The following is a 7,219-nucleotide window of genomic DNA, read 5'->3' on the forward strand; positions in this document are numbered from 1 at the left end:
CAATGTGAAGGAATAAGAATGTTAAGCATTAAAGATTTGCAGGTCAGTGTTGAAGATAAAGCCATTCTGCGTGGCCTGAATCTCGAAATTAAACCGGGCGAAGTGCATGCCATCATGGGGCCGAACGGCTCAGGTAAAAGCACGCTGTCAGCCACGCTGGCAGGCCGCGAAGATTATGAAGTCACTGGCGGTTCAGTCAGCTTCAAAGGTAAAGATCTGCTGGAGCTGGCCCCTGAAGAGCGTGCCGGTGAAGGCATTTTTATGGCGTTCCAGTATCCGGTAGAGATTCCGGGCGTCAGCAACCAGTTTTTCCTGCAAACCTCGGTCAATGCGGTGCGCAAATATCGTCAGCAGGACGAGCTGGATCGCTTCGATTTCCAGGACTTCATTGAAGAAAAAATTCAGCTGCTGAAGATGCCGGAAGATCTGCTGACCCGTTCAGTGAACGTTGGCTTCTCCGGTGGTGAGAAGAAACGTAACGACATCCTGCAGATGGCGGCGCTTGAACCTGAGCTTTGCATCCTGGATGAGACTGACTCCGGTCTGGATATTGATGCCCTTAAAATCGTGGCTAATGGCGTGAACAGCCTGCGTGACGAGAAGCGTGCCTTTATCATCGTCACTCACTACCAGCGTATTCTGGACTACATTAAGCCAGACTTCGTTCATGTTCTGTATCAGGGCAAAATCGTGAAATCTGGCGACTTCTCGCTGGTGAAACAGCTGGAGGAGCAAGGTTATGGCTGGCTTACCGACGAAGAGTGATTCTGCGCTGCAACAGTGGCATCACCTGTTTGAATCACGTGGCGACGTGCGTTCTCTGCAGGCACAGCAGCACTGGCAGCAACTGATGCGGGTTGGCCTGCCAACCCGCAAGCATGAAAACTGGAAGTACACGCCGCTGGATACGCTACTGTCCCAGCAGTTCGTGCTGCCCGATGCGCCGCAGACCCTGAGTGCTGAACAGGTTGATGCACTGGCCCTGCCGCTGGATGCGATCCGTCTGGTGTATGTCGACGGTCAGTTCCAGCCCGCCTTCAGCAGCCGCGACGTCGAACTGTTTGAGGTTCAGCACAGCGTGGCCGCCGAGCGCCGTCCGCTGCCCGCTGCGGTTCAGCCGGAAGTCTTCCTGCATCTGACAGAGAGCCTGGCAGAAGAGGTGACGACCCTGCGTCTGGCACGCGGTAAAGCCGCAGCCCGTCCGGTCTACCTGCTGCATATCACCAGCGGCCAGCAGACGGGCATGAACACAGTTCACTATCGTCATCACCTGCAGCTGGAAGAGAGTGCCGAGGCGGAAGTCATTGAGCACTACGTTTCACTGGATGAGCGCGCCCATTTCACCGGCACGCGCTTTACCTTTGCGATTGGTGACAATGCGAAACTGACTCACACCAAGCTGGCCTTTGAAAGCAGCGCCAGCTACCACTTTGCGCATAACGATCTGGTGATTGGTAACGATGGCCAGGTCAGCAGCACCAGCTTCCTGCTGGGTGCGGGCCTGTCGCGTCACAATACCAGTACTCAGCTGAATGGCGAAAATACCATACTGGCAATTAACAGCCTGGTTCTGCCGGTGAAACAGGAAGTGGCGGATACCCGTACTTACCTGGAGCACAACAAAGGCCACTGTGTCAGCCGCCAGATGCATAAAACCATCGTGCGTGACAAAGGGCGTGCGGTATTTAACGGTCATATCAAAGTGGCGCAGCATGCACTGAAGACCGACGGGCAGATGACCAATAATAACCTGTTGCTGGGCAAGCTTTCTGAAGTCGATACCAAACCGCAGCTCGAAATTTACGCGGATGACGTTAAATGCAGCCACGGTGCTACCATTGGTCGTATTGATGATGAGCAGATGTTCTATCTGCGTTCTCGCGGTATTGAGCAGGATGCGGCACAGACCATGATTATTCATGCGTTTGCAGCTGAACTCACCGAAACACTGGAAAATGAGGTGATGCGTCAGGCCGTGCTGCAGCGTATCGCGCAACGTTTTCCCGGAGGCGACATATGATGAACTTCGATCTCGAACGCGTCAGGGCTGATTTTCCTATCCTGAAGCGTGAGGTCAACGGTCATCCGCTGGCCTATCTTGACAGTGCGGCCAGCGCACAGCGTCCACTCTCGGTGATTAACGCCGAGAGTCATTTCTATCAGCACGGCTATGCGGCCGTGCATCGTGGTATCCATACGCTGAGCCAGCAGGCGACCAGTGATATGGAGAACGTGCGCGATCAGGCTGCCCGTTTCATTAACGCCGGCTCACAGGAAGAGATTATCTTCGTTAAAGGCACCACCGAAGGCATCAACCTGGTGGCGAATACCTGGGGCAGCAGTAACCTCAGGTCTGGCGACAACCTGATCATCACGGAGATGGAGCATCACGCCAATATCGTGCCGTGGCAGATGCTGGCACAGCGTACCGGTGCAGAAGTGCGTGTTCTGCCATTAAATGACAACGGTGAGCTGGCGTTGGAGCAGCTGGCGGGGCTGATAGACAGCCGCACGCGCCTGCTGGCGGTCACGCACGTTTCTAACGTGCTCGGCACCGTTAACCCGGTTAAAGCCATCGTGGCCCAGGCAAAAGCCGCTGGCGTGATTACGCTGGTGGATGGCGCGCAGGCTGTGATGCATGACAAAGTGGATGTGCAGGATATCGGCTGCGACTTCTACGTCTTCTCCAGCCATAAACTCTATGGTCCGAATGGCGTCGGTATTCTCTATGGGCGCAAAGCACTGCTGGATGAGATGCCACCGTGGGAAGGCGGCGGTTCGATGATCGGTCAGGTTCTGCTGCCCACCGGCACCACCTGGAACAGTGCGCCGTGGCGTTTTGAAGCAGGTACACCGAACACCGGCGGCATTATCGGCTTTGGCGCGGCGATGGCCTATGTGCAGGCGCTGGGACTGGATACCATTCATCAGCGTGAGACGGCATTGATGAATTACGCGCTCGATAAGCTGGGCACCGTTCCGGATATTCAGATCTATGGCCCGCAGTCTCGTGCCGGTGTTATTGCCTTTAACCTGGGCAAACATCATGCTTTCGATGTCGGCAGTTTCCTGGATCAATACGGTATTGCCATCCGCACCGGACATCACTGTGCGATGCCACTAATGCAGCACTATAATGTCCCGGCGATGTGCCGTGCTTCCTTCACCTTCTATAACAGTGAAGAGGAAGTGGATCGTCTGGCTGCTGGTTTGGCACGCATTCATCGTCTGCTGGGCGGCTGAACAGTTTTAACGGAGTCACTGATGGCAAATTTGCCTGAAAAAGAGAAACTGGTTCGCAACTTCAACCGTTGCGCTAACTGGGAAGAGAAGTACCTCTACATTATCGAACTGGGTTCAAAGCTTCCGGAATCTTCTGAAACGTTACACCAGCCGGAAAACGCGATTTCGGGTTGCCAGAGTCAGGTGTGGATTAGAATGACCCCGCAGGCCGATGGTTCCATCGCATTTGAAGGTGACAGTGACGCTGCTATTGTTAAAGGTTTGATTGCTATTGTATTTAGTCTCTATCAGAACCTGCCACCCGCTGAAATTCTGGCGCTGGATGTGCGCCACTGGTTTGGCGAACTGGCACTGGTGCAGCACCTGACGCCCACCCGATCGCAGGGGCTGGAGGCGATGATTCGGTCTATTCGCCATACCGCTCAGAACCTCAGCTAAGTTACACTCGACAGACGCCATCCGGCGTCTGTTTTTTTATCTGACGAGAAAATTGCATGAAACCTGCTTTACGTTTAGCCGGTGCATTGCTGCTGACCTGCTTTGGGCTCTCTGCACCCGCATTCGCCACCGAATACCCGCTGCCACCGCCTGACAGTCGCCTGATTGGCGAAAACGTTCTGACTCAGGTTCCTGATGATAAACAACCACTGGAAGCCATTGCAGCCCGCTACCAGGTCGGGCTGCTGGGCATGCTGGAGGCGAATCCCGGCACCGATCCCTGGCTGCCCAAAGCGGGTACCCAACTGACGGTACCGCTGCAGATGATCCTGCCCGACACGCCACGCGAAGGGATTGTGGTGAATCTGGCCGAGCTGCGTCTCTACTACTATCCCAAAGGGGAAGATAAGGTTATCGTCTATCCCATCGGCATTGGCCAATTGGGTGCGGCAACGCCGGTCATGGTGACCCAGATCAGCCAGAAAATCCCGAATCCGACCTGGACCCCCACGGCTAACATTCGCAAGCGCTACGCCAGAGAGGGCATTACATTGCCTGGCGTGGTACCAGCCGGACCGGATAATCCAATGGGACAGTTCGCCATGCGTCTGGCACGGGGTACCGGCCAGTATCTGATCCACGGCACCAATGCGAAGTTTGGCATCGGCATGCGGGTCAGTTCAGGCTGTATCCGTCTGCGTTCAGAGGATATAGAAGCGCTGTTCAACGCCGTCCCCAAAGGCACGCGTGTTCAGATCATCAATCAGCCGGTTAAGTACGCGGTGGAGCCGGATGGAAAACGCTACGTGGAAGTGCATCAGCCGCTGTCGCGTAACGATAAAGACGATCCACAGACCATGGCCATTGCGATCGGCAGTGACCTGAAGAAATTCATGAAGAGTGAGAAGAGTGATAGCGCGCTCATTAAAGCCAGCTTAACGCGACGCTCAGGCATGCCTGTACTGGTTAGCAGTGGCGAGCCGGTGCAAAGTGATACCGTGCCGCCTGCGGGGCTGGAGAGTGCATCTGTGGGGGCTGATAGCCCGGTGACACAGGCTGAGGGTAACGCGGTTCAACCCTGACTGGATAAGTGTCTGTGGAGGGCACTGAATTCGGAGCAAAAAAAATGGCGCCATAAAGGCGCCATTTTTAAACCAGAACTCTTACTTACGGTAAGAGTGAGCCTGGTTGTCCAGACGCTGGTTAGCGCGAGCTGCGTCATCTTTAGCAGCCTGAACGTCTGAACGCACTGCGTTCACGTCGTTGCTCAGCTGGTCAACTTTAGCGTTCAGAGTCTGAACGTCTGAAGACAGCTGGTCGATTTTAGCGTTGCTTGAGCAACCAGCCAGCATAGTTGAAGCCAGAACTACCGCGCCCAGTACCAGTTTAGTACGATTCATTATTTATACCCTCTAGATTGAGTTAATCTCCATGTAGCGTTACAAGTATTACACAAAGCTTTTTAAGTTGAGAATAAATTTTTGATGAGAAGATGCTTAAATTTGATCGTTCGCTCAAAGAAGCAGCGAATCCCAGAATATGATAAAAAAATTTAGCGAAAACAGAGAGATTTAATCGGATTAACCTTAATATTAAGAGTATTTGAATAGTTATTTTCGATTGGAATTTTCCGGGATTTGGTTTAAGTAGAAATAAAAAAAGCGCCTCATTAAGGCGCTTTAAAATAATGGCAAAAAAGAGTTTTACAGTACGTGTACAGAGGCGGTGTTGGTAGTTCCGCTTGGTACTAATGCACCTGACACCAGCACCACAACATCACCTTTCTGTCCATAACCACTTTCCAGCGCGGCTTCTTTACCCAGACGATAGAAATCATCGGTTGAGGCGATTTCAGTGACCAGACGGGTCTCAATCCCTTTGCTCAGGATCAGCTGACGTGCGGTGGTCTGATTGGTGGTCAGTGCCAGAATGGTGGCGTTCGGGAAATATTTACGTACGGCTTTAGCAGACTTACCACCTTCGGTCGCGACCACAATCAGTGGCGCTTCCAGCTTCTCAGCCGTCTCTACCGCACCACGGCAGACTGCTTCAGTGATACGCAGCTTGCGGGTATCGTTCTGGCTGTCGATGCGTGACTTCATGACGCGGTCGGTACGCTCACAGATGGTCGCCATGATGGTGACCGACTCCAGCGGATAACGACCCTTAGCGCTCTCACCAGACAGCATGACTGCATCGGTACCGTCGAGGATGGCGTTCGCTACGTCACCGGCTTCTGCACGGGTAGGGCGCGGGTTCTTGATCATGGAATCAAGCATCTGCGTCGCGGTGATAACAACTTTGCGTGCTTTATTACATTTTTTGATCATCATCTTCTGCGCGAAGATCACTTCTTCGACCGGGATCTCAACACCCAGGTCACCACGCGCAACCATGATGCCGTCTGACGCTTCGAGAATTTCGTCGAAGTTATTCAGGCCTTCCTGGTTTTCGATTTTAGAGATGATCTGGATATGCTCGCCGCCGTGCTGTTTCAGGTGCTCACGAATTTCCAGGACGTCTGAACGCTTGCGGATGAAAGAGGCGGCGACAAAATCTACGCCCTGCTCACAACCAAAAATCAGGTCGCGCTTGTCTTTTTCAGCCAGAGCAGGCAGCTGGATGGAGACGCCCGGCAGGTTAACGCCTTTGTTCTCACCCAGATCGCCATTGTTCAGGACTTTGCACACGACGGTATTTTCAGTGACTTCGGTCACTTCCATGCCAATCAGTCCATCATCGACCAGCACGGTGTTACCAATTTTCAGGTCGGCTGTGAAACCCGGGTAGGTCACCGCAACGCGTTCGCTGTTGCCGATCACACTCTGGTCGGTAGTGAAGGTAAAGGTCTGGCCAGCTTTTAGCGCCGCATCGTTGCCGCCTTCCAGCTTCATGGTGCGGATTTCAGGGCCTTTGGTGTCCAGCAGGATAGCCGCCTGACGACCGGTTTTTTGCATGACGGCACGCATATTAGTTATGCGTTGACCATGCTCAGCGTAGTCGCCGTGAGAGAAGTTAAGACGCATAACATTCATGCCCGCTTCAAGCAGTTGAGTCAGCATCTCTTCGGATTCGGTTTTCGGGCCGATTGTACAAACGATTTTAGTCTTTTTCATGACGGATTTTCTGTAAGTTGTGATGGATGAATAAGGGCGAAATCCGATGGCAGCGCATCGAAGTGAAAATTCTGATTGAGACTGAAATGGGCAGTACTGAGTAAGAATAGGTGACGAAGGCCAGGCGTGCAGGGAAGTTGTGTGGTTACGGTTGGTAACCACCACGCTGTTGTTGCGCAAATCATTTGAGTTATCGCAGTAAGCACGTGATCGCTGAAACCTTTCAAGTAAGCAACGCGGGACAGTATAGACGCTAAGTATGCGAAAACCAATCAAAAAGCAGAGGGGGGAGCGATGCAGATCAATAAAAGGGAGCGTTGCGCAAGCTGAAGAAATTCTGAAAGTGGTGCGCTCTAATGGACTCGAACCATCGACCCCCACCATGTCAAGGTGGTGCTCTAACCAACTGAGCTAAGAGCGCA

The 7,219-nt window shown here is 53.1% G+C and carries 7 protein-coding genes and 1 tRNA gene; 5 read left to right on the forward strand and 3 right to left on the reverse strand.

Annotated elements, in window-relative coordinates:
• Positions 1-18: 18 nt before the first annotated feature.
• From sufC to N1689_RS04580, 5 genes are read left to right on the forward strand one after another with little or no spacing between them, the layout of a single operon-like run.
• On the forward strand, positions 19-765 hold the full coding sequence (gene sufC / locus N1689_RS04560) for a Fe-S cluster assembly ATPase SufC (protein WP_161736468.1): 747 nt from the start codon (positions 19-21) through the stop codon (positions 763-765).
• A complete protein-coding gene (sufD, locus tag N1689_RS04565; protein ID WP_260058080.1) occupies positions 740-2,020 on the forward strand; it encodes a Fe-S cluster assembly protein SufD in 1,281 nt (426 codons plus the stop codon). Before sufC ends, sufD begins: the two co-directional genes overlap by 26 nt.
• Entirely contained in the window at positions 2,020-3,243 is a 1,224-nt protein-coding gene (gene sufS, locus N1689_RS04570) for a cysteine desulfurase SufS (RefSeq protein WP_161736480.1), read from the forward strand. Before sufD ends, sufS begins: the two co-directional genes overlap by 1 nt.
• Positions 3,244-3,264: 21 nt before the next feature.
• A complete protein-coding gene (sufE, locus tag N1689_RS04575; RefSeq protein ID WP_161736470.1) occupies positions 3,265-3,681 on the forward strand; it encodes a cysteine desulfuration protein SufE in 417 nt (138 codons plus the stop codon).
• A 56-nt stretch (positions 3,682-3,737) separates the two neighbouring features.
• Positions 3,738-4,763 carry a L,D-transpeptidase family protein gene (locus tag N1689_RS04580; RefSeq protein ID WP_222924106.1) on the forward strand — a complete coding sequence of 342 codons (1,026 nt, stop codon included), beginning with the start codon at positions 3,738-3,740 and terminating at the stop codon, positions 4,761-4,763.
• Between the two features lie 81 nt (positions 4,764-4,844).
• Here the strand turns inward: N1689_RS04580 and N1689_RS04585 are convergent, their stop codons facing one another.
• The 3 genes from N1689_RS04585 to N1689_RS04595 form a co-directional block, all read right to left on the reverse strand.
• Positions 4,845-5,081: a major outer membrane lipoprotein gene (locus N1689_RS04585; protein WP_003853216.1), complete on the reverse strand. Its 237-nt coding sequence runs from the start codon at positions 5,079-5,081 to the stop codon at positions 4,845-4,847.
• A gap of 303 nt (positions 5,082-5,384) precedes the next feature.
• The gene (gene pykF / locus N1689_RS04590; RefSeq protein ID WP_033732486.1) at positions 5,385-6,797 is read right to left on the reverse strand and encodes a pyruvate kinase PykF; all 1,413 of its coding nucleotides are present in this window, start codon (positions 6,795-6,797) and stop codon (positions 5,385-5,387) included.
• A 344-nt stretch (positions 6,798-7,141) separates the two neighbouring features.
• A tRNA-Val gene (locus N1689_RS04595) sits at positions 7,142-7,218 on the reverse strand.
• Position 7,219 lies beyond the last annotated feature (1 nt).

It is taken from the genome of Pantoea sp. XY16 (genome assembly GCF_025153065.1).
GTDB classification, from domain to species: Bacteria; Pseudomonadota; Gammaproteobacteria; order Enterobacterales; family Enterobacteriaceae; genus Pantoea; species Pantoea alfalfae.

Bases quoted from the DNA above. Each gene is read 5' to 3' on its own strand.
- N1689_RS04580 (WP_222924106.1), top strand. From the start codon at position 3,738: ATGAAACCTGCTTTACGTTTAGCCGGTGCATTGCTGCTGACCTGCTTT.
- sufE (WP_161736470.1), top strand. From the start codon at position 3,265: ATGGCAAATTTGCCTGAAAAAGAGAAACTGGTTCGCAACTTCAACCGT.
- pykF (WP_033732486.1), bottom strand. From the start codon at position 6,797: ATGAAAAAGACTAAAATCGTTTGTACAATCGGCCCGAAAACCGAATCC.
- sufS (WP_161736480.1), top strand. From the start codon at position 2,020: ATGAACTTCGATCTCGAACGCGTCAGGGCTGATTTTCCTATCCTGAAG.
- sufC (WP_161736468.1), top strand. From the start codon at position 19: ATGTTAAGCATTAAAGATTTGCAGGTCAGTGTTGAAGATAAAGCCATT.
- sufD (WP_260058080.1), top strand. From the start codon at position 740: ATGGCTGGCTTACCGACGAAGAGTGATTCTGCGCTGCAACAGTGGCAT.
- N1689_RS04585 (WP_003853216.1), bottom strand. From the start codon at position 5,081: ATGAATCGTACTAAACTGGTACTGGGCGCGGTAGTTCTGGCTTCAACT.